Origin of the sequence: Paraburkholderia aspalathi (genome assembly GCF_905220735.1) — a bacterium.
In the GTDB taxonomy this organism is placed as follows: Bacteria; Pseudomonadota; Gammaproteobacteria; order Burkholderiales; family Burkholderiaceae; genus Paraburkholderia; species Paraburkholderia aspalathi.
This window is the reverse complement of sequence record NZ_CAJNBA010000001.1, coordinates 1,147,697-1,169,514: the sequence shown is the minus strand read 5'-3', so window position 1 is coordinate 1,169,514 and position 21,818 is coordinate 1,147,697. Positions and strand designations below refer to the sequence as shown.

Below are 21,818 nucleotides of genomic sequence, written 5' to 3'. Positions count from 1 at the left end.
AGCCAACGAAGAGGTGACTCATGCGTTGTTCCACTCCATTTTTAAGTGCTTCAGAAGCGGCGAGACAGCTTGGTGTCTCGACCAAGGCGCTGCGACTCTACGAGCAGCGAGGCTTGGTGACGCCGGCACGCACGGTCGCCGGATATCGCACCTATGGTCCCGAAGAGATGAATCGTGCTGCGGAGATCGTGGCCCTGCGCGCGCTTGGTCTCAGCCTCGCCCAAGTGGCACAGGTGTTGAAAGGCGACCCGCAGAGTCTGGAACCCGCGTTGGCTGCCCACGAGGCGGCGCTTGAAGCTGGAATTCGGGAGCTCGTGGAAACGATAGCCAAGGTCCGAGGGCTTCGTGCTGATCTTGCCCGAGGTCAGGCGCCTGCCGATGGAGAGCTGGCACGCTTGCTCAATCCTTCCTCGGAATTCACCACAGCTTTTGATCTCCCGTGGCCATGGGGTGGAGAACGATTCGAACTTCGCGACATCCGGCCGCTGAACTACATCATCGGTCCGTTGGGGAGCGGCAAGACACGACTGGCGAAATGCCTGGCTGAGAACATACCGAATGCCGTTTTCCTAGGTCTTGAACGGCTGCAGGATGGAAACGCCGTGACCATAGCCCGCCTTAAAGCGGATGCGGCGCTCAAATCGCGAGTGGATCAGACTCTGGCGTGGCTCCTCGGAGAAGGCGCAGCAGAATCGGAAGCGTTAATCGCTCTACTCGTCGAACTGGAATCCGAAGGCCCAGCCGCCTTCGTGGTCGACATGGTGGAGCAAGGCTTAGATCAGGCGACGCAGGAAGCATTGATCATCCATCTTCGCCGACGCGCCAAAGTGGGTGGACGTCCGCTGCTTCTGATGACGCGTTCGTCGGCGATCCTGGATCTGGCGGCAATCGGCCCTGACGAATCAATTATTCTGTGCCCGGCCAATCACAGCCCGCCCACGCTAGTCGCCCCCTATCCAGGCACGCCGGGATACGAGGCCGTTGCGACCTGCTTAGCCTCGCCGGAGGTTCGCGCACGGACGGCGGGCATGATCGCCTGGCGTCCTCAAGCAGCGTGACTGTTCGCGCGTTCGTCGCAGGGCTGAAGAAGCGGGCCATCCTTCCCCGTCAATCCCCCGCCGCTTCCGGCTCATGCGACGACAACCGCGCCTTCGCGTGCCGCATCTTTTCAAGCGTCTTGGGCCGCGCCTTCAACGCGACGCCGATCGCCAGCGCATCCATGATGCACAGATGCACGAGCCGGGACACACCTGGCGTATTCGGATCGATCGGACTTGGCACGCGCAGCAGCAGCGGAATATCGACCAACCACGCCAGCCGCGAGCCAACATTCGTCAGCGCAATCGTAGTAGCACCACGCTCCTTGGCGATCTGAATGCTTTCATTCACTTCGACGCTGCGGCCCGAATGCGAAATCGCAAACGCCACATCACCCGGTTCCATGAGCCCCGCGTAAAGCCGCTGCAAATGACCATCAGTAAACGCAGTAGCCGCAATATCAAGCCGCAAAAACCTCAAAGCAGCATCTTGCGCAACAAGCCCCGAACCCGACCCGACACCAAAGAAGAAAACCCGCCCCGCGCTCGACAACGCCGCAATCGCACTCTCAACCACCGCCGGATCCAACGCAGCACACGCATGCGTGATCCCATCGACTGCTGCCTCACCCACCTTGTCCATCAACGTCTGCACGTCATCGTCACGCGCAACCGCCGTCGACGCATACGGCACCCCGCCCGCCACGCTCTGCGCCAATTGCATCTTGAAGTCGCGCAGACCATGCGCGCCGATCGCGCGGCAAAAGCGCGTGACGGAAGGCTCGGACACGTCCGCGCGCTGGGCGAGCTCGGTGATGCTCGCGCGCATGGCAAAGTCGACGTCGCTCAGCACCATCTCGGCAACCTTGCGCTCGGCGGGCCGCAGATTGGCCAGCGCGCCGCGGATGTGGGGAATCAAGTTCGGTGCGGACACCCGGTGTTCCTTAAGGGTTAATTGAATCCGCGTCGCATCGCAGCTTCAGTCAGCTTGAATCAGCCTCAAGCGGCAACACGCGGTTCAGACCAGCCTGCGTCCACTCTCCGTATCGAACAGATGAATATGCTCGGCCGGCAGACGCAGCGTGACGCGCTGACCAGGCTCGACTTTCGAGCGCTGGCGAGTCGTCACGCACCACGTGTTGCCGCCTATTTTCCCGTACAAATGGGTCTCGGCGCCAGTCGGCTCGACCACTTCGACTTCCATCGTGGTGTCCGGCTTGTCAGCCATCGTTTCAATGTGTTCGGGACGCACACCAAGCGTGATTTTTCCGCCGACCACTGCCGAGGCCGGCGTGCCTTCCAGCACGATCTCGCCACCGTCTGTGAGTTTTAACGCGAAACCCTGCCCGTCCGTGCGATTGACCAACACGCCTTCGGCGAAATTCATCGACGGTGAACCGAGGAAACTCGCGACGAACAGATTCGCCGGACGGTCGTACAAATCGAGCGGACGGCCAACCTGCTCGATCCGCCCCGCGTTCATCACGACGATGCGGTCAGCCATGGTCATCGCTTCGATCTGATCGTGCGTGACGTAGATCACCGTATTCTTCAGACGCTGATGCAGCGCCTTGATTTCCGTGCGCATCTGCACGCGCAGTTTGGCGTCGAGATTGGAGAGCGGTTCGTCGAACAGAAACAGCGACGGTTCGCGCACCACCGCGCGGCCCATTGCCACCCGCTGACGTTGACCACCCGACAACGCACGCGGCAAGCGATCCAGATAACTGCCGAGGTTCAGCATCTTCGCCGCAGCTTCGATCCGAGGCTTGAAACTCGCCGACGATTCCTTGCGAATCCGCGGCCCGAACGCGATGTTTTCGTAGACCGACAGATGCGGATAAAGCGCGTAGCTCTGGAACACCATCGAAATATTGCGCTGCTGCGGGGCGAGCGTATTCGCGCGCGTGCCGCCAATCATCAGATCGCCGCCGCTGATTTCTTCCAGCCCCGCCACCATGCGCATCAACGTGCTCTTGCCGCAACCCGACGGGCCGACCAGCACGACGAACTCGCCGTCGTCGATGTCGAGATCGATGCCGTGCACCACTTGCGTGTCGCCATAGCGTTTGAAGATGCCGCTTAGTTGCACTGCTGCCATGCTGTCCTCATCGTCGTGCTGTCATGCGAACGTGTTGCCTTGCTTCATCGAGCAAAGAACACGCCGCGCTATCGGGTCAAAGCAGTTCAAAGCGAATCCAATCCATTCAAAGCGATTCGAGCGTCAGTTCTTCCGCCATCAAACGGTTGCCGGCCATCAGCCCACCGTCGACCGGCAACGCGACGCCGGTAATCACACGCGCCATCGGCGATGAGAGGAACAGCACTGCATCGGCGATGTCGTCCGGTGTCGCAAAGTCGCGCAACGGGTACCACTTTTTCAGATCCTCGAAGACCTGCGGATTCTTGTCGACGCGCGCCTGCCATGCCTGCGTCTTCACCGTGCCCGGACAGACGATGTTCGCGCGGATGCCATAGCGGCCCAGTTCGATCGCCAGCGCTTTCGTGTAGCTGATGAGACCCGCTTTCGCCGCGCTATACGCCGGATGCCCGAGCGCGGCCATGCCGTTCACCGAGCCGATCAGCACCAGCACGCCCTTCTGCCGTTCGATCATCGACGCGCGCACCGCTTCCACCGAGTGATACGTGCCGTTCAGATTCAGATGAATGTCGCGCTGCCAGCTGGCGGCATCCGTCGTGGCGAGCGTCAAACCTTTGGCGGCACCCGCGTTGGCGACCAGCACGTCCACCGGACCGCGCGTTTTCACCGCTTCGGCAACCGCTTGCTGCACTGCGGCAGCGTCACCCAGGTCGACCGCGATCGGCGTGACATGCGCGGCACCGAGTTGCGCAACCAATCCGTGCAGCGCGACCGCGTCGACATCGAGCGCCAGCACCGTGTCGCCCTGCTCCACGAAACGCTTGCACAACACGCTGCCGATCCCGCCGCAAGCGCCCGTCACCAACACCACACGATTCATGTCTTTCCTCGTTCCTCAACCCCGTCGCAGCGCCGGTTTAGCGTGTAAATTTCCTACAAAACCGGCATCGAACAGTTGTCTAGTCATCCCGAAGATTGGGTATCCGTGACTTCGCGTTACGCAGAATACCCCTGCTTTACAGCATCTTATGCACAAAACTGGCCGAGAAAAAATATGGCAGACCCTACGTGACAAGCTATTTTGCGTCATGTAGGATTTTTTCAAACAATTTAACCCAAAGCGGCCGGCGACGGCAGCAGACCACCCCCACCATCATCGGATGGGACCGGAGCAAGCGCCCAAACGCTAACTCCGATCGACACAGGAGAGAGAAATGTCGTTGCATGCCCGTGCTTCCCTCGCGCTAGGCAAAGTTGCCGTGGCGCTCGCGTTTGCAGGTATCGCCGTCGCGGCTCACGCCGACACGGTTCGCGTGACGGTCGCGCATTACAGCGATGCGACCGCGCCGTACTTCGAAAAGATGGCCCGTAACTTCGAGAAGGCCAATCCCGGCACCACGATCAAGATCGAAGACGTGAACTGGGACACGCTGCAACAGAAACTGCAAACGGACATCTCCGGCGGCGCCAACGCCGACCTGGCGATCGTCGGTACGCGCTGGCTGCTCGACTTCGTGAAGGACGACGTCGCCGAGCCGCTCGACGGCTACATGGACGCCAGCTTCAAGGGCCGCTTCATCGGCCCGTTCCTCGCACCGGGCGAAATCAACGGCAAGGTGTACGGCCTGCCGATCGCCGCGTCCGCACGCGCGCTCTACTACAACAAGGATTTGCTCGCGAAGGTCGGTTATCCCGACGGCCCGAAAACGTGGAATGACGTGATCGAAGCGTCGAAGAAACTGAAGGCGCAGGGCATTGCCGGCTTCGGTCTGCAAGGCAAGGAAATTGAAACGGACGTCTACTATTACTACGCCCTGTGGACCAACGGCGGCGACGTCGTCGGCAAGGACGGCAAGGCGGCGTTCAATTCGCCGGCCGGCATCAAGGCGGCCACGCTGTACAAGACGATGATCGACGACGGCCTGACGCAGCCTGGCGTGACCGGCTACAGCCGTGAAGACGTGCAGAACCTGTTCAAGCAGGGCCGTGTTGCGATGATGATCTCCGCACCGTTCCTCGCCAAGCAGATCAAGAAGGAAGCGCCGAACCTGAAGTACGGCATCGATCCGATCCCGATGGGCACGACGCACGCTACCTATGCGGTGACCGACTCGATCGTGATGTTCAAGAACTCCAAGGTGAAGAAGTCGGCCTGGAAGTTCCTGGACTATCTGTTCACGAAGGAACCGCGCGTCGAGTTCACGACGACCGAAGGCTTCCTGCCGACCACCAAGGCTGAGGCGACCGATCCGGCGTTCAACGATCCGGATACCAAAGCTTTCGTCGCGCTGCTGCCGACGGCTCATTTCGCGCCGACTGTGACCGGTTGGGAAGACACCGCGAAGGCCGTGACCGATGCAATGCAATCGATCTACCTGGGCAAGGCGAAGCCGGCGGACGCGTTGAATGCCGCAGCGACGCAAGCGAACAAGTCGCTCGGTAAGTAATCGCGTAGTCTCGTAGTGATTTGCTGAATACGGAACGCGCGCCGCCGTTGCGAAGGCGGCGCGCGTTTCGGTTGTCATGTCCGTAGTGCACTATCCGGCCCATCCCGTCGCGTCCGCTTTTTTAATGTGGATGCGTCTTACGATCGAGCACGCATGAGCCGTTCCGCTTCTTCGCGCCTCCAGGCGCCCTGGTTGCTGATTGCGCCGAGTCTGGTGTTGGCGCTTTTCATCATCAGCTATCCGATTTTCAACATCGTGTGGCAATCGCTGCACGAGGTCTCGCGCTTCGGCGCGATCCGCGATTTCACCGGTCTGCAGAACTTCTATACGATTTTCACGGACCCATCGTTTCTCGCCGCCGCGAAGCGGACGATTGTTTGGACCGTGTGCGTGGTGGGCGGCACGGTGCTGATTTCGGTGCCGGTTGCGCTGATCCTGAATCAGGATTTCTATGGACGCGGCGTGGCGCGCACGATTGTGATGCTGCCGTGGTCCGTCTCGCTGACGATGACCGCCGTGGTGTGGCGCTGGGCCTTCAACGATGACTACGGCATGGTCAACGTCACGTTGCAGCGGCTTGGCTTGATCAACGGTCCGATACATTGGCTCGCGACGCCGGAGCTCGCGTTTCCGGTGGAGATCGCCGTCGGTATTCTCGTGTCGATTCCATTTACGGTGACGATTCTGCTGGGCGGGTTGTCGTCGGTGCCGGGTGACATTTATGAAGCGGCGCGGATGGATGGCGCCAGTGCGTGGCAGCAGTTTCGCAAGCTGACGATGCCGCTCTTGCGACCGTTCATCAACATGACGATTCTGTTGAACGTGATCTACGTGTTCAATTCTTTCCCGATCATCTGGGTGATGACGCAAGGCGGGCCGGATAACGGCACGCATATTCTCGTTACGTACCTCTATGAGCTTGGGTTCCGGCTGGGACGTCCCGGCGAAGCCGCGGCAGTGTCGCTGATCATGCTCGTCATGCTGTTCGTTTTCTCGATCGCCTATCTGCGCCTGCAGCCCGCGAAAGAAGGAGAAACGTCATGAGTCTCAGCGTCAAGATGAAGCGCTCGCTGTGGTGCTGGTTGGCACTTTCGCCGCTGATTGTGGCCGTGCTGTTTCCGTTTGCTGTGATGTTGTTTACTGCGTTGAAGCCGGCTACGGAGATCTTTGTTTATCCGGCGCGGTGGTTGCCGGTGCATTGGCAGTGGAGCAACTTTTCGGATATGTGGGTTGCGGCTAACTTCGGCGTGGCGCTGAGGAATAGTTGTGTGATCAGCTTCTTGTCGACTGCGTTGGCGTTGGCTGTGAGCCTGCCGGCAGCTTATGCGTTGGCCAGGTTTCCGTTTCGTGGGAAAGGGTTGTATTCGCAGTTTCTGCTGGTGACGCAGATGTTGTCGCCGATCTTGCTGGTTGTTGGGTTGTTTCGGCTGGCAGCGATGATTCCTTATGGGGATGGGAATCTGGTTGACTCCAAGATCGGGGTCATCGTTTCTTATGCTGCGTTCAATATCGCGTTTGCGGTTTGGATGTTGTCTTCTTACTTTCAGACTGTGCCGAGGGATCTTGAGGAGTCGGCCTGGTTGGAGGGGTGTGGGAGGACGAGGGCTGTTTTTAAGGTTTTCTTGCCGTTGGCTGTACCGGCGATTGTTGTTACGGCGATCTTTACTTTTATTAATGCTTGGAATGAGTTTGCGGTTGTTTATACGTTGATTCGGTCGCCGGAGAACAAGACTTTGACCGTGCAGGTTACGGATATGGTGGCTGGGAAGTATGTTGTGGAGTGGCATTTGGTGATGGCTGCTACTCTTTGTGCGACGTTGCCGGTTTCTATTGTGTTTGCTTGGTTACAGAGGTTTTTGGTGAAGGGGTTGGCGTTGGGGGCGGTGAAGTAGGTTTCGGAAGGCGCAGCCCACGCTGGCCTGCCAACACGAAGCCATTTTGGCGAACCAGCCCCACCTCCCGGCGTTATGCTTAGCATAGTTGTCAAGCAGCTCCGTTGGAGGTTTGTAAACGGCTGATATTCAGCCTCTGCCACCGTTGGCCCATCGACACCTTAATACAACTGTTAGCAAGCCACTGGAGCCGTTGTGTACGCTGCCACAAAAGCATTTGAACGTTGGCTCGACAGAGTCAATGACCGTTTTCGTAATGGTCGTGCTCGTCGCGCCCGCACCCTGAGCGGTCATTCCGACGGCGATAGATTTTGCCTGACACGATTGGTTGCACCCCAGAAATTTATATGACTCTTGCCGAGAGGCGGCCAGATATTTTGGCAACGTGCACTCAGTCCCCTATCCATGGTTCATCAAAGGTCAATCTTACTTTCTCATTCGATCTTTCTGCGAACCACTATCCGACGCCATGAGGAAAAGTTGCTCACCTAGACTGATGTAAGCGATCAAACTCCTCGCGCGTAGGCAAGAATATCCTGACAAAGCTGTTGTAGCATGTTCGACCTCAACCCCTCTTGCCAACCAGTTGCAAGCCAGTCTGCGATGAACAAATCGTGTTTCTCAATCCCACCTTCGTTCGCATATCTTGCCCTGGTTGCATTCGCCAATCTCTCATAGTTTTCTCCGAAACTGGACTTCACTTCCTCCCCTAGATTTGTCTTCCAGATTGCGTAATTAACGCCAGAGGTGTTCTGTTCCGGGAACGAGTCGCACTCAATACCGAGCAAAGAAATCAGGGCGCGATTGTCTCGATCATGTTTTATTCGATGATCTTGTCGGACGATATTGCCGTCCGAATCGAACACTAAGAACACCGGAAGGCCTAGCTCATTCGCGACAGCCAGTGGTTGGACGAGCTTGTCCTTCCCGCTTACCGGTACCAAATGACAACCGAGTCTGCGGAATTCATCCCAAAGACCAGAAAGGTGTAACTCGGCCGTGATATAAGAAACGTCTTCCTGACCTTCTACCAGCACGGGGACACGGCTGAAGAACATTTCCGCAATGGCAGGTTGCAGCGCTTGATGAATTTTTGCAATCAGCCCTTCGATAGGACGGTGCTCATCCTCGCCGCGCACTTGCCGAAGCCGAGCACACAAGTTTTCAAAATCAAGCCCACGTATCTGCGAGCCATCGCCTCGGTTTGACCTCAATACGAGGCGAACGTTTTCGAAACCATCTCCGCTCACAAAAAGAGGCGAATGGGTCGTGACGAGAATCTGATTGTTGTTTTGGATTTGTGTAAGCCTCTCGAAGACATCCGCCAGATGTCGGGCCTGAGGTGGGTGTTGATACAGTTCTGGCTCCTCGCATCCCAGCAAAAGGGTCGGCGAATTAGGTGCCTCGGCCGCAGCCAACTCTTGAAGCAAGGCTAGCAGATACGACCTTTGGAGTCCGTGTCCCATCCGTGCCAAGCTCCCTACGAAACCGCCCTCGCCAGTTGCGATTCCGGCAATAGGTTGCTGCAAAGATACAGATTTGACCGGGTCCGACAACCACGCGACGCTGAGTTGTACGTTTGGATGCGCCCACGCCTCAAGCCGTCGCTGAAGAGCCCCGGCAATTTCTGTCAAGCTAGCCTGGTTCTGTTCAAGCAAGTCACGATAACGCCGCAGCGTCTCGGCCTTTAATGCTTCCAAATCGGCATCGAAGTTCGTCCTTGTCCTAACCGCTCGAGCGATGAGCTTTCCAAGAGCCGTATTTTTGGATTCCTGCCCCTCTTCATAGGCATCTTTCACAGCAGGCACATAGACCCATTGGACAAATGCTGCTAGTTTTCCGTTGCTATTCACACCATAGAAATCGTCTGCGCTAGGAATCAGCACACAGTCTTGAGGGCGCTCGGCCTCAAATTCTCGCAGCGCAGTAGTCTTGTCGTCCTTTGACCGTGCTGCCGGAAGACCATCGTATTGGACTTGCAGTTCAGCATAAATCTGATTGAGCTCAGATGCTCTTGCTCCGGCTTTATCTGCCTCAAAAAAGCGACGGAATGCATCAAAACCTAGGCGCTGGCCGTAGTGCCGAACAACGCCGAATCCCACATCGGCATCGAATACGGCCTCGGCTGTCACAGTCAGTTCGCCCCCCCTCACATATGCCGCCAAGGATTGATTCGCGGCCTCAGTTAGGTCGTCAAAGGTCACGGTTATCCGCAAAGGATCATCAGTGTTCTTTCTAAAGTAGTCCTCGTCGACGAGCTTTGAGACATCCATCCCAGCGGCCATACGCTCCTGAAAGAAGACGTTTAGAGCTGCGAGGATCGTCGACTTTCCGGCACCGTTGGCGCCGACAAAGCACGTGTACCGGTTTAGCCGAATGGTTTGATCTTGAATAGCTCGGAAATTTTCGATTCTGATGGTTTTGATTTTCATATCCGCACTCTAACGGTCCTGTCTATACAAATTTTTTGAAACAGTCGGCCCTCTCACCTGGACGATAGCACGGTAGGCATGGCATCGAGACTTCGCACGATATTTGCCCGTTGTTCGACGCCAGACGCGTTTCTCGTGGGCAAAATTGCGGCGGTTGCATCGAACTGCTGCCGATGCTCATTGCGAGTACGTGATGAAATCAATTCGAAGCTTTGGTGCAGGCGAGCGAATCGCGCGAGAAGTCACTGCAACGCGGTGTATCGAGCGAACCGCGAAGCCGCGTCAGGCGAGCTTTTTAATTCGGCTCTCGTGCGGGCAGGGCGCCGCCATGTTGCGCGGCGCGTGACCAAAGTCAATACACCAGGTATGAACATGACCGGATCATCACTACCGCTTTTGGAAAATGGGAAATATGCGACACCGCGTCAACTAAGTGTACCTTGATCTGCATATCAAATAAGTCTTGACAGACGGCATGGAATACATAGAATCAGCTTCGCCTAGCATTATTCGACGCGAGTCGAATCGGGTAGTGAGTCACTATCCGCCTTGGATTTTTAGTCATCGACGAGGAATACGGAGACGTATTTTCGCCGGTCGACGAAAATCCGTCTCCGTATTCCTCGTTGCATTAGGTAGGCATGTTAAAAAAATACTTAGACTTACCCGGCCCACGACTGGGAGTCACTTTGCAAAGCTTCGCAACGGCCCTTCAATCGGGCCGTTTTTCTATTAAAAGAGAACTTTCGTTTATCTTTCTTTGTGGTGCTAATCGGTCAGAAATGATTCCATCTGAACGAAGACGGTATCTAAAAAAATCGATTGAAAATGCACTTCCGCACGCGCGAATCGTATACGCGGAACGCGTCATGGATGAACTCGTTAAGCACGGCAAAACCAAAAATCTTCTGGATATTGAACATCAAATATCACGCATTGCCGATTGGATTCTCATTATATTGGAAAGTTATAGCTCATTTTGCGAGTTGGGCGCTTTCGCAGCAGAAAGTTTACGCTCGAAATTGATAGTTATTAATGATAAAAGTTATAAATTACAGCAGTCATTTATCAACCTCGGACCGATTCAGGCAATCAAAGAAGATGTTGCAGAGGACCGCATTATTTGGTATCCAATGCAAGCGAATGGAATTAATGTCAGGGATGGAATTGGACTGACATTGTCGCCAATTCTTAAGCATTTAGGCCATCGGCACATGCGCGCCTCCCTTGACGTCGCCGCATGTTTGCCCAGCATAGGAAGTCAGGCGTCACTTTTCTTTTTGCACGACATAATCTACCTTTGTGGCCCGATCACACACTCGGAAACAATAGAAATATATAAGCGCTTGTTTGGAGATAAATCCTTTGACGAAATTAAATCGCTCAGGGCGATTCTCCACGCTGCCGAACTCATTGCGACGATAAATGCCGGTGGCGAACATGCATATATCACGGTAACGCCGGATACATTTATCAATGTCGACGGCGTTGGCAAGGATCTCATTCCTGCATTCCGTCGATTTCATTTGAAATATAACAGGGAACGCCTTATTCATGCCTAGCATAGTCACTCTTGCGGCCGCCGAGTGCTGCGTGCAGGAAAGTTGGGTTAATGACGTAGTTCGACAAGGGCCGAGCAGGGTTAAGACTCTAAGAATCAAAAAATCTACCCCAGGAAAATTTCGGGTTATTTCTAGACCATCAGCTGAATTGGAAATATTGCAACGCTGGCTGGTTCTGCGTTTTTTTGAAAAGATGGAAATTCACGAATCGGCTATGGCATTTCGTCGCGGACGCTCGATACTGACAAATGCCGAGGTGCATGCTCAGTCGCGATTTTTTGTACGAGTCGATTTTTCAAATTTTTTCCCTTCGATTCGATATGCCGATTTCGCCTTTGCACTGGGCAAATCAACGGAGCTGGCGTACCTTTTTAAAGAGTATTCCGACATTGGAAATTTTATACAACGGATCTGTTTTGATTCAAACCTTAAACTCCCAATAGGTTATATATCGTCACCTGTAATATCAAATGCCGTAATGTTTGAATTCGATGCTCGCCTGGAAAACATCGTCGCCGCAAATGGCGAGGATCTGGGGAGTGCCAGAGTTACAAGGTATGCCGATGACATTGTATTCTCAACAGATAAAAAAGGGGGCTGCACGAAATTCGTCGAAATTCTTCGCTCTCTAGTGAAATCATGGGCATCACCTTCGCTTTCAATCAATGAAGATAAGACTAATTTCTCAAGTAGCTCCGGCGGCAGCGCAATCGTGACCGGATTGAGAATCTGCAGTGACAATCACATCACAGTAACAAGAGAGTATAAAGATGAGATACGCTTAATGCTTTCGTTGCTAGTGAAAAATAGTTTGCGACCTGAAGATTTGTCAAAATTAAAGGGCCATCTCAATTACGTCAGACATGTGGCGCCGGCATTTTTCTCGACGTTATGTGCAAAATACACCTCGGTAATTGCAGAACTTATCTAATTGCGTGCTCTTGCAGGAGTTTAGGGAAAGGCCGCTTCTATCAATGGAGGAGACGGATCTGTCTCCGATTCAAGTAAATTGAAGCCATGCGGGCCTAGATTGTTATCTGCGAACACCATCTCGCCCTGAACTCAGCCTATGGCTGCTGGGAACGGAGACGTAGGACCGGGGACAAACCACAAGAAACCCTCAACTATTTCGTTACCAGACTTTCGCGTGGCGACGGTTGACAAACGCTTCCGACACTCCGATGTTCTTGCTGAGGTTCTGGAAACGTGGAAACTTAGAAAGAGATGGGAGAAGACTTGTCACCCTCTCGATTGAAACGAACGGGTGCTGCAGGATCTGCGACTTCCTGCCGTGCACTGCTCATTGGCATGCGAATCCGGGAAAGAGAATCTTGCTAAGCCCGTATCGTTACGCTAGAAACCTGCAAAATGGGAAAATCTCAGCTCCGCACACATGCCATCGAGATCTCCGTATATCGACTTTATACCGATACCCAAGGTAAACAGCTGAAACTTAATTCTATTGATGTGTTCCTTTCGTATCCGCAGCTTTCGAACGCCTCTCGCCAATGGTTCATCGGGGCGCAGATGAAAAGTGAAGACGCCTTGCTGACTTCTAAGTCGCGGCGTCACATGCGACGGCATATAGATGCAGTCCCGCCCCCGACCAGGACTAAATTCCACAGGGTCGTTGACCCAATCCAGTTGGGCGAGTTCGGTATCTAAGACGAAAAGTGCTGCGTCCTGGCAGGCATTTTTTTGTACTGCAAAAAAGAGCGCGATCAACGGCGATAGACTCCAGTCGAGCAGCCTCGTGGGCAATCCATGGTGTTGCGCGAGCGCAAGCCTTTCGATTTCGTGATCTGCTCGGCCATCGTAGAACTGTGGAAGTTCCGCGGCAAAAATACGTAGTGCGTCCTTCTCCTTTTGAAGGAGATCAAACTTTCGCTCCGATGCCAGTGTCCTGAAGCGCCCCAATGAAGTGACTAACTGATAAGCGTAATTTGATTGGCCGCGAAACAACCGACCTTTTCCATTAAACTCGTCCACCACGCTAACGAGGTCCTGTACAGAGCTTATTTCGCCATCGGCGGTTCTAGATAATTCGTTCACTTAGTAGTTACCTTATGCGTAAGACGAGACAGACTTCTCTACCTCAGATTAGATCGCTAACGCACCCATTAGGGTTGATCGTGATGTCATTGAATCGCTCCGCCTTTCCATGGAGGGAGAGCGTGACAGGTTTCCTATAAGACGAGTAATAACTCGCAACGTGAAGGCAAGATGATCTTGGACGACCAAGTGAGGTGTCTGCTTGACGCCCCCATGGCCATTGCCGACGATCACGTCCGTCGCCCGAATGCGGTCTAACGTCAAACCCATCTGAGAGCTGATCTTGATCGCCATCGCCGGGTTTTCCGCAACGAATGACCGTAACGGCCGAGAACTTGCCACCCGAAGCGGCAGGACAAGTGGCCGCGTCGCCTTCCATCCAATCATATATTCTGCGCATACTCTATCGGCGGGAATAGCGTGAAATATGCGAATTGAATTAGACAGCGATTAGCCAGCACCAATCGCTTTCAAACTCGTTCGCTACGGTAACTTAATGTCCGGGCCGACACTATTTATACCGGACGCCCAATTTGCCTGACGCTGTACAACTTTTCCGTCAGCCGTTTTCAACGATAAAGCAATCCCTGCGTTTGAAGGATGGCCGCTACTCGCACCCGTCTCGGTGAAGCCGGCACGTAACGCAAGTTTCTTTGCGTCTAGCGTGTGGTTGTTGCACAGGCCCGAAGCTTGAAACCATGCCGTGTACGTTTGAGGCGCAAATACCGGCACGGTGGCCACCAGTGTTTCAAACCCCCGCGCCGCAATAGTTATCGGGAACGACCGGCCAGTCGTATCACGCCCACCAGTTGTATCCAGCAGCATTGTCATACCACCAGTTGAGTATCCAGCAAACGTCACACTTTCGATCGTGACGGGTTGCGTGGAGTTATTGAATATGTTTACTCGCCACGTTAGAGGGATGTTGACACCGTACCCGGGGCAAGTCGGCGTGCCGATCGAGTTTGCCGGATCGTCGTTTGGTTGAATCACGACGCTGATCTTTTCCTCATTGAAGCTATTTGCAATTTTTGCTTCCTTCCACTGTGCGATTGCGAACACCGCAGAGGTAACACTTATCGCTATCGCAATTCTCGATTCGGTGAAATGTCGTCTTATCTTCAACTTTCATCCATTTAGTGACGTCCTCAGTCTTCTGGCAAGGAAATGCCATACGAACCTGTGACAGTGTGACTTTTCATATCGACAGATTTTCGTCAAACTTTAGTTTTTTTGAATACCTTCCGCGCCTGATTCAGCCGCGCTTTGCTTTTAGCCGCGGCAGGCCCCTGGGATAATAGCTTTCGTTCATCAAATCGATGAACCATCTCGCCACGTGCCCCGTCAATGGTAAGCGTTCTCCCAGAGGCTATAGCCAATGCGCGGCATCATGCATTAAGCGGCCGTCCGCCGTGTAGCGAACGGCGTCGAAGAGAGAACCGTGAAAATTGACAGACAGCCATTTGCAGGCCTCGCCAGTTACCTCGTCGAACCGGGAACTCAAAACGAGTAGGCGTCGGCGGCCGACTACTTGTCCTCAGAGTACTCACAGCACAATTGCAGGTAGAGCAATCGCGACGCGTCGTCATCAAAAGCAGTTTTTCGGAAAACATCTGAATTCATATGTTGCGTCCAGCTAAAATTAGTTCTCTCGTGTAAAAGATGGGATTGCTGACGTGAACGACAGAGATGCAGGGGACGAAGCTAACCAAGATGAAGACGGAGGAGCTGGAGGTTTGTCATTAGCGGGTTATGAATATCAGATTGACGTTTCAGTCTGGTTGGCGTTAGACCTAATTCTCGCCGGCAGGTTAACCCACGAGCTCGTACTGGAGCCGGCCAGTCAGGAAGACATCGAAGCGGATTTAGAGGAATGCGCACCCGGGCGGGTCACAAGCGTAATTTCAATGAGCACATACAGACTGGTCGTCCAAGCAAAGTTGCGCACCGGCGATGCATGGACTGTTTTTGCTGCCTGCCGTGAGCGCAGAGTACTTCTGGTACCCATGCTGAAACTCGCCAGCGGACGGGATGACGCGATTGCAGAAAGTATAAAACCATTGCTTCCAATCGAGCACCTTGCTGTCGGCTGGGCGACGGGTCAGAGTGACATTGAGTTGAACGATGAGCTACTTGCAGATCTTGGCGATCCGGACGTCGTGGCAAAAGTAATCCGGCTATCGAACTGGCTCTGGCGAAAAGAGCGGGTTTCGCGATGAACGGTAATGCAGGCACTCGACGGTGCTCCGCCCCGGAAGTTGCCGTCGGGGGGGCACATGACAGGCGATTTGAGTGAATACGAAACCTTCCCCCCCGAAGGTGGACGTGGGTGACCTGTATCAGCCTGAGCCAGAACTGACAGGTAGTCGGGGAAGTGATGCTCTGTCCGCGCCCGACACCACGTCAACGCTGGCGGTCAATCCATGCCTCGTCCAATCAGCCAAACGCAAACACTTAGCCTGCCTGGTTGAACGCTACGCCGTTGCCTTGATTTATAATCATCAAGCCATCGGGAAACACCCGGCGGCCAGGTTTAGCAGCCTGCCTCTGTACCCGCACACCCGCTCAGGCGGGTTGTGCGTCTATCTCTGCACGTCTGTTGTTTTCAATGGGCGGGCTGTGGTGGGGGAGCCGCAAGGCTCGCCGGTATGGTATAGGCCGGTCTGCTAACCCTTCTACGTGCCCGCTCACCCACTTCCCCAAGCAAGCGAGTGTCGGGCGATCCAGGAAGTACCAGGGAGGTCGCACCATGAGCAGCAAACCTACAAAACAATCTCAACCCGCTTCACGCCCGCCTGTCGACGCGCTCCAGTACGAAAAGCTTGCGCTCTCCACCTTCGCCCTCTGCAACCGGCAATTGAGCCAACTCAACACACTGATCACACTTGCGTCCTCAATGTGTAGGAATCCTGCCATCACGAGCGACGAAAGACGACGTCAACAGACCATGCTTGAATTGCTTGTCGACACAGCAGAGCAATATCAGCGAGAGCTCGAGTGTGACCGTGAGCTGTATCAGGTGATCGCGCTCGATGCGAAGGGCATCCCGCAAAGCCGCATCACCGCGAGCCGCGCAGCGCGCCTTCTCGCAGAGGCATCACAAATAGTGACGAAGGAAGCACCAGCAGCCACGAAGCCGAGCCCGAGCAAACAAACGTCAGCCAAATCCGCGACAGACGAAGAAGCAGACGCTTCCCAACAGCCGGCTCCGACGCAGCACTAACCATCAAGAAGGCGAGCGACTTCAGTCGTTCAGATTTGTAGGATGCCTGCCCTCCGTCACGAGCATGTGCGAGCGCCACAAGCAAATGTGGGCAGGCGTCGTATAAACCTAAACACGTTCAGACGTTCGACATCGGTACGCAGATCGCCGACAATCGATAACACGTCTCGACGACGTCGTTGGCACGAACAGCGTCCGAAAGAAACCGTCAATCCTTCCCTTACGGCATGGCGCACGAATATCTCGTCATTCAGGAGCCGCTGCCGAATCCGTTTTTCTCGAACACGACGGGAGGCATCGCCGCTTCGTTGACATGCAGACGGAAGATATCCGGACGCGAGTAGTGACCCGCGACGTCAAAGTCATATTTCGCCCGGGCAAGGTCGTTGAGGTCCAGGTCGGCCACGAGCAATGCGTCTTGCTCAAAGATGGGACCGGCAATGAGCTGGCCAAGCGGGCCGACGATGCAGCTTCCACCGCTCATCAGCACAGTGGCCGGATCGTTACCCTGGATTGCGGCATAGTCGGTTGGACAATCCGATCGGCGCAGGTGCTGGCAGGCCGACAACACAAAACAGCGACCCTCCAGGGCAATGTGCTGCATGGAGGAAGCCCATGTCGGTCGACTGTCAGCGGTGGGCGCACAGTAAATCTGAACACCTTTGGCGTACATCGCCATACGCATTAATGGCATGTAGTTTTCCCAGCAGATGACTGCGCCGAGCCTGCCGAACGGTGTGTCGAAAACCGGGAGCGTCGACCCATCGCCATAGCCCCAGATCAGCCTCTCGCCGGCAGTTGGCATCAGCTTGCGATGTTTGCCGAGCAGCGTACCGTCCGGACCAAAAAACAACGCAGTGCAATACAACGTGCCATGGTCCCGTTCGATTACGCCGATCACAACGTATTGTTTGTGGTCGGCGGCAAGCTCACCCAACCGCTGAGCGCCGGGACCTGGTACCTCGACCGCGCTGTCGTAGTAACGCCGATAGTCTTCGCGCCCAGCAGCGGTTCTCCCGCCAATTGTCGAGCCGAAATCGAGTCCCTTAGGATAGGCTGAGACGAATGCTTCGGGAAATACGATGAGTTGAGTGCCTTGTCGCGCGGCGTCGGTGATGAACGTCGCGACTTTATCGATGGTTCTGTCCGCATCGAAGACGACGGATCCCGATTGCACAACCGCAGCACGTAATCTCTGTTGCATCAGAATGCTCCATTAGATGTAAGGGCGTGCAATCGAAACGCTTAGGCTCGCTCGCAGATAACGTGTGCCCACGGCCGTGGATTGCAAGCCGATCTCGCTCATCGCAAGCTCAATCGCAACTAATTCGAGCTGGAAAATTCGTTGATTGCGAACACGGTCGCCGAGGATCGCGGCCACTACGAGTATAGGTCGCCATCAGGTAAAGCTTGCTGCCTGTTCGTCGGGATAGAGCGAAACGTTCGACGATTGGTTGTTCAGGCCCCAGCGGGAGTTCGCAGTCGGGAGGTTGAGTGGCCGGTTTATCGGCAGTGTTGGGACATTCGGAGAAGCTCACTGAAGGAGCCGTAGAAAGCGGGCGCCGAACATATCGTCGCCAAACCCGGTAGATTATGCAGTCCATTACTGGACACGGATTCGAAAGATGAAAGATGAAAGATTGCTCGAGATGCGCGTCTTCAAGGCGGTCGTGGAGGCCGGCGGCTTCACCGCGGCGGCGAATCTTTTGGGGGTCAGCCAGCCCTTTGTCAGCCAAAGCGTCAACAGTCTCGAGCGCAGGCTCGGCGTGCAACTGCTACATCGTTCAACGCGCACGCAGCGGCTGACCAATGAAGGCGAGCGTTTTCTTTCGTCCTGCAACGACATTCTCGATAGCCTGGAGGAAGCGGAAGCGCAGGTGCGCTCCAGCGAGCCGACCGGCAACTTGCGCATCAGCGTGCCCCAAGCGTTTGGCATGGATCAACTGGTGCCCGCGTTGCCCGGTTTCCTGTCGTCCTACCCGAAGTTGTGCGTGCATTTTTCCCTGTCAGATTCCAACGTCAATCTGATCGAGGACAACTTCGATGTCGCAGTCCGCATGGGCCGATTGCAGGATTCCTCTTTGCGCAGTCGAAAGCTCTGCGACCTGCAAAGAATCGTCGTCGCTTCTCCGGGCTATCTTGCTGCCCACGGCACACCCGTGACGCCGCTCGGCCTGTCCGGGCACGCCTGCCTGACCTGGGAGTCGCCGCGCGAGCATCTGAATCAGTGGCCGTTCATGATCAACGGCAAGCTCGAACACGTCGTGGTGCAGGGTAGTTTTCGCAGCACCGACGGCACGACCCTGTTCCAGTTGTGCGTGGCCGGCGTGGGCATCATGCGACTCGCCGCTCACCTTGCCTTGCCCGCGATTCGCAGAGGCGATCTGGTGCCGCTCCTCTCGGAGTACCAGGCCAAGGACGACACCGCGATCCATGTCGTCTATCTGCCCGAGCGCCAACTGGTGCCGCGTATCCGCGCCTTCATCGACTACTTCGTCGAAGTCTTTCGCGAGCCGCCCTGGCAAAAGCCCTAGGCACGGCGGATTTATATCTCGGCGTAATAAATCCTATTGTCCGGCGCGGCTAGATCGGCAACGCGTGTTTCCTTATCGTTAGCGGCATGCGATCACCGTTAACACAGGAGACACCATGAGCACCGGCACTGGAAAAATCGATAGCAGCGCGCAGCAGGCCGAACTGCGCCGCACGATTTCGCATCCTTCGAACAATTCCATCTACCGGCCGAAGCAGGCAGGGCTGAAGTTCCCCGAGCTGCCCGACTATTCGTCCTTCGCACAGGAGCGGCAGCACCGCAAGGAACGTCTTGTCGCCGCATGCCGCGCTTTTGCGCTGCACAATCTCGATTACGGTTTCGCCGGCCACCTCACCGTGCGTGATCCCGAGTTTCCGGACCTGTACTGGACCAATCCGATGGCCGTGCATTTCTCCCAGGTGAAGCTCTCCAACCTCATCCTGGCCAACCATACCGGCAAAGTCGTCGAAGGCAAGTACGCGCTCAACCGCGCCGGCTTCGTGCTGCATGCCGCGGTGCATGAAGCCAATCCCGACATCGTGGCGATGTGCCATGCGCACACGGTCTACGGCACCGCGTTCGCGGCGCTCGGACGTCCGCTTGACCCGATTACCCAGGATGCCGCGGCTTTCTATGAAGACCATATCGTGATCAAGGACGAGGCCGGTGCAGTCGCGGTGGAGGAAGAGGCCGGGCTTTCGGTTGCCGATTGCTTCAAAAACGTCAAGGCGGCAATCCACCAGAATCACGGCCTGCTGACGGTGAGCCGCCACAGCATAGAAGCCGCCGCGTTCTGGTTCATCGCGCTGGAGCGCTGCTGCCAGCAGCAGTTGCTGGTCGAGGCGACCGGCATCAAGCCCGTCATGGTGCCAGAGCACAGCTCGCGCTACAGCCGCGAACACGTCGGCAGCGAATACATCGGCTGGCTGCATTTCCAGCCCATCTATGACCAGCTCGTGCAGACCAGCCCGGATATGTTCGACTGAACGGCCAGCATAGGCCGTCGTATACACAACAAGCCGCGCTGGCGCGACAGTCAAGCACGCCGGCGGCGATTCAAGGAGACAACAATGTTGAAATCCGCTTACGGCGATGTCGTCACGCCAGCCAACGCCGAGGACCGGACTTACGCCAAGGTGACATGGCGGCTGGTTCCCTTCCTCTTTCTCTGCTACGTCTTCGCTTACCTGGACCGGGTCAACGTAGGCTTTGCCAAGCTGCAGATGCTGACCGACCTCAAGTTCAGCGAAACCATCTACGGCCTGGGCGCGGGTATTTTCTTTATCGGCTATTTCATCTTTGAAGTGCCGAGCAACATCGCCCTGCATCGTTTCGGCGCGCGGAAATGGATCGCCCGCATCATGCTCAGTTGGGGCGTGCTTTCCGGTGCGATGATTTTCGTGAAGACGCCCACCGCCTTCTACGTGCTGCGCTTCCTGCTCGGCGTCGCGGAAGCCGGTTTCTTTCCGGGCATCATCCTCTATTTGACCTACTGGTTTCCGTCCTCGCGCCGCGGCAAGATCACCGCGATGTTCATGACCGGGATCCCGATCGCCGGCGTCATTGGCGGTCCGCTGTCGGGCTGGATTCTGAACAGCTTCAGCGGCGTGCACGGCATGGCGGGCTGGCGGTGGCTGTTCCTGCTCGAAGCGTTGCCTTCCATCGTCGGCGGCATTGCGGTGCTGCTCTACCTCGACGACAGAATCAGCGCGGCGAAGTGGCTGACCGCTGGAGAAAAGTCGCTGCTCGAGAATGGGCTGGCGAACGAGTCAGGGCACATCGAGGTGCATAGTGCAAGCGGCGCGTTCACCAACAGGCGCGTGTGGGTGCTATGCCTCTGCTACTTCGGCATCATCATGGGCCTGTACGGCATCAGCTTCTGGCTTCCCACCCTCATCAAGGCCTCGGGCGTGAACGACGCATTCCATGTCGGCCTGCTGACGATGATCCCCTACGGCGCCGCAGCCATCGCGATGGTGCTGCTGGGACGCAGTTCGGACCGCAGCAAGGAGCGGCGCTGGCACGTGGCGTTGCCGGCGGTGATCGGCGCGGTCGGCCTGGTGGCGAGCACGCTGGTGCCCCACAACGTCGCGTTGGCTGTCGTGTCCCTCACGTTTGCGACGATCGGCATTCTTGGCGCACTGTGCCAGTTCTGGTCGATCCCGCCCGCATTCCTGGGGGGCGTGGCAGCGGCCGCAGGCATTGCACTGATCAATTCGGTCGGCAACCTGGCGGGCTTTGTTAGTCCCTATCTGGTTGGCTGGATCAAGGATATGACGCACAGCACCGACATAGGCCTATATTGCGTGGCAGCCTCGTTGCTCGTGGCGGCGGTCGTTGTGCTGACGATGCCCAGGAGCGTGGTCAACCGTTAAGGATAAGATTCCGCGGCAGTAAGCGCGATCGTCAGTCCTCGATACATCCGCGTCGTCCACTGTCCTCTTACGGCCGCCTGTCGTGCTGGGTTCACCGACGCACCACAGCTAGGGCAATACCTCCGAGGACTGCTGCCGAGGCCAACACGATTCGGATGGTCACG

18 protein-coding genes are annotated in these 21,818 nt (G+C 55.9%); 11 read left to right on the top strand and 7 right to left on the bottom strand.

The annotated features are described in order from the left end of the window. Positions 1 to 20: 20 nt before the first annotated feature. Positions 21 to 1,058 carry a MerR family transcriptional regulator gene (locus KHO30_RS05175; RefSeq protein WP_211700240.1) on the top strand — a complete coding sequence of 346 codons (1,038 nt, stop codon included), beginning with the start codon at positions 21 to 23 and terminating at the stop codon, positions 1,056 to 1,058. A gap of 49 nt (positions 1,059 to 1,107) precedes the next feature. Here the strand turns inward: KHO30_RS05175 and KHO30_RS05170 are convergent, their stop codons facing one another. The 3 genes from KHO30_RS05170 to KHO30_RS05160 form a co-directional block, all read right to left on the bottom strand. Further along, the gene (locus KHO30_RS05170) at positions 1,108 to 1,971 is read right to left on the bottom strand and encodes a MurR/RpiR family transcriptional regulator (protein ID WP_054035598.1); all 864 of its coding nucleotides are present in this window, start codon (positions 1,969 to 1,971) and stop codon (positions 1,108 to 1,110) included. Positions 1,972 to 2,055: 84 nt separating this feature from the next. Then, a complete protein-coding gene (locus KHO30_RS05165; protein WP_211700239.1) occupies positions 2,056 to 3,138 on the bottom strand; it encodes an ABC transporter ATP-binding protein in 1,083 nt (360 codons plus the stop codon). Positions 3,139 to 3,244: 106 nt separating this feature from the next. After that, a complete protein-coding gene (locus KHO30_RS05160; protein ID WP_200576451.1) occupies positions 3,245 to 4,018 on the bottom strand; it encodes an SDR family oxidoreductase in 774 nt (257 codons plus the stop codon). A gap of 334 nt (positions 4,019 to 4,352) precedes the next feature. Here KHO30_RS05160 and KHO30_RS05155 point away from each other — a divergent pair, with 334 nt between their 5' ends. The 3 genes from KHO30_RS05155 (at position 4,353) to KHO30_RS05145 (ending at position 7,477) form a co-directional block, all read left to right on the top strand. After that, positions 4,353 to 5,585 carry an ABC transporter substrate-binding protein gene (locus KHO30_RS05155; RefSeq protein WP_054035600.1) on the top strand — a complete coding sequence of 411 codons (1,233 nt, stop codon included), beginning with the start codon at positions 4,353 to 4,355 and terminating at the stop codon, positions 5,583 to 5,585. Between the two features lie 153 nt (positions 5,586 to 5,738). After that, the gene (locus KHO30_RS05150) at positions 5,739 to 6,629 is read left to right on the top strand and encodes a carbohydrate ABC transporter permease (protein WP_054035601.1); all 891 of its coding nucleotides are present in this window, start codon (positions 5,739 to 5,741) and stop codon (positions 6,627 to 6,629) included. Next, the gene (locus KHO30_RS05145; RefSeq protein WP_097395558.1) at positions 6,626 to 7,477 is read left to right on the top strand and encodes a carbohydrate ABC transporter permease; all 852 of its coding nucleotides are present in this window, start codon (positions 6,626 to 6,628) and stop codon (positions 7,475 to 7,477) included. Before KHO30_RS05150 ends, KHO30_RS05145 begins: the two co-directional genes overlap by 4 nt. A gap of 506 nt (positions 7,478 to 7,983) precedes the next feature. On the opposite strand, the gene KHO30_RS05140 is transcribed toward KHO30_RS05145, so the two are convergent. After that, positions 7,984 to 9,909 (bottom strand): ATP-dependent nuclease, encoded by a 1,926-nt coding sequence (locus KHO30_RS05140; protein WP_211700238.1) that lies wholly within the window; start codon positions 9,907 to 9,909, stop codon positions 7,984 to 7,986. Positions 9,910 to 10,550: 641 nt separating this feature from the next. Between KHO30_RS05140 and KHO30_RS05135 the strand changes: the two genes are divergently transcribed. Continuing rightward, the gene (locus KHO30_RS05135) at positions 10,551 to 11,471 is read left to right on the top strand and encodes a retron St85 family effector protein (RefSeq protein ID WP_280531429.1); all 921 of its coding nucleotides are present in this window, start codon (positions 10,551 to 10,553) and stop codon (positions 11,469 to 11,471) included. Beyond that, positions 11,464 to 12,402, top strand: a complete 939-nt coding sequence (locus KHO30_RS05130; protein WP_211700236.1) for a retron St85 family RNA-directed DNA polymerase — start codon at positions 11,464 to 11,466, stop codon at positions 12,400 to 12,402. The genes KHO30_RS05135 and KHO30_RS05130 overlap by 8 nt, the downstream gene beginning before the upstream one ends. 422 nt (positions 12,403 to 12,824) lie before the next feature. Here the strand turns inward: KHO30_RS05130 and KHO30_RS05125 are convergent, their stop codons facing one another. Both KHO30_RS05125 and KHO30_RS05120 read right to left on the bottom strand, forming a co-directional pair. Then, positions 12,825 to 13,523, bottom strand: coding sequence for an FRG domain-containing protein (locus KHO30_RS05125; RefSeq protein WP_211700235.1), 699 nt, complete (start codon positions 13,521 to 13,523; stop codon positions 12,825 to 12,827). 483 nt (positions 13,524 to 14,006) lie between these two features. Beyond that, on the bottom strand, positions 14,007 to 14,648 hold the full coding sequence (locus tag KHO30_RS05120) for a hypothetical protein (protein ID WP_211700234.1): 642 nt from the start codon (positions 14,646 to 14,648) through the stop codon (positions 14,007 to 14,009). 551 nt (positions 14,649 to 15,199) lie between these two features. Here KHO30_RS05120 and KHO30_RS05115 point away from each other — a divergent pair. Together KHO30_RS05115 and KHO30_RS05110 are read left to right on the top strand one after the other, a co-directional pair. After that, the gene (locus KHO30_RS05115; RefSeq protein ID WP_211700233.1) at positions 15,200 to 15,742 is read left to right on the top strand and encodes a hypothetical protein; all 543 of its coding nucleotides are present in this window, start codon (positions 15,200 to 15,202) and stop codon (positions 15,740 to 15,742) included. Positions 15,743 to 16,272: 530 nt separating this feature from the next. Beyond that, on the top strand, positions 16,273 to 16,746 hold the full coding sequence (locus KHO30_RS05110) for a hypothetical protein (RefSeq protein WP_211700232.1): 474 nt from the start codon (positions 16,273 to 16,275) through the stop codon (positions 16,744 to 16,746). Between the two features lie 250 nt (positions 16,747 to 16,996). Here the strand turns inward: KHO30_RS05110 and KHO30_RS05105 are convergent, their stop codons facing one another. Continuing rightward, positions 16,997 to 17,950 (bottom strand): carbon-nitrogen hydrolase family protein, encoded by a 954-nt coding sequence (locus tag KHO30_RS05105; RefSeq protein WP_211700231.1) that lies wholly within the window; start codon positions 17,948 to 17,950, stop codon positions 16,997 to 16,999. A gap of 421 nt (positions 17,951 to 18,371) precedes the next feature. On the opposite strand from KHO30_RS05105, the gene KHO30_RS05100 reads away from it, so the two are divergent. The 3 genes from KHO30_RS05100 (at position 18,372) to KHO30_RS05090 (ending at position 21,654) form a co-directional block, all read left to right on the top strand. Further along, positions 18,372 to 19,280, top strand: coding sequence for a LysR family transcriptional regulator (locus tag KHO30_RS05100; RefSeq protein ID WP_211700230.1), 909 nt, complete (start codon positions 18,372 to 18,374; stop codon positions 19,278 to 19,280). Positions 19,281 to 19,395: 115 nt separating this feature from the next. Beyond that, the gene (locus KHO30_RS05095) at positions 19,396 to 20,265 is read left to right on the top strand and encodes a class II aldolase/adducin family protein (RefSeq protein WP_244863950.1); all 870 of its coding nucleotides are present in this window, start codon (positions 19,396 to 19,398) and stop codon (positions 20,263 to 20,265) included. An 84-nt stretch (positions 20,266 to 20,349) separates the two neighbouring features. Beyond that, positions 20,350 to 21,654, top strand: a complete 1,305-nt coding sequence (locus tag KHO30_RS05090) for an MFS transporter (RefSeq protein ID WP_211700229.1) — start codon at positions 20,350 to 20,352, stop codon at positions 21,652 to 21,654. Positions 21,655 to 21,818 lie beyond the last annotated feature (164 nt).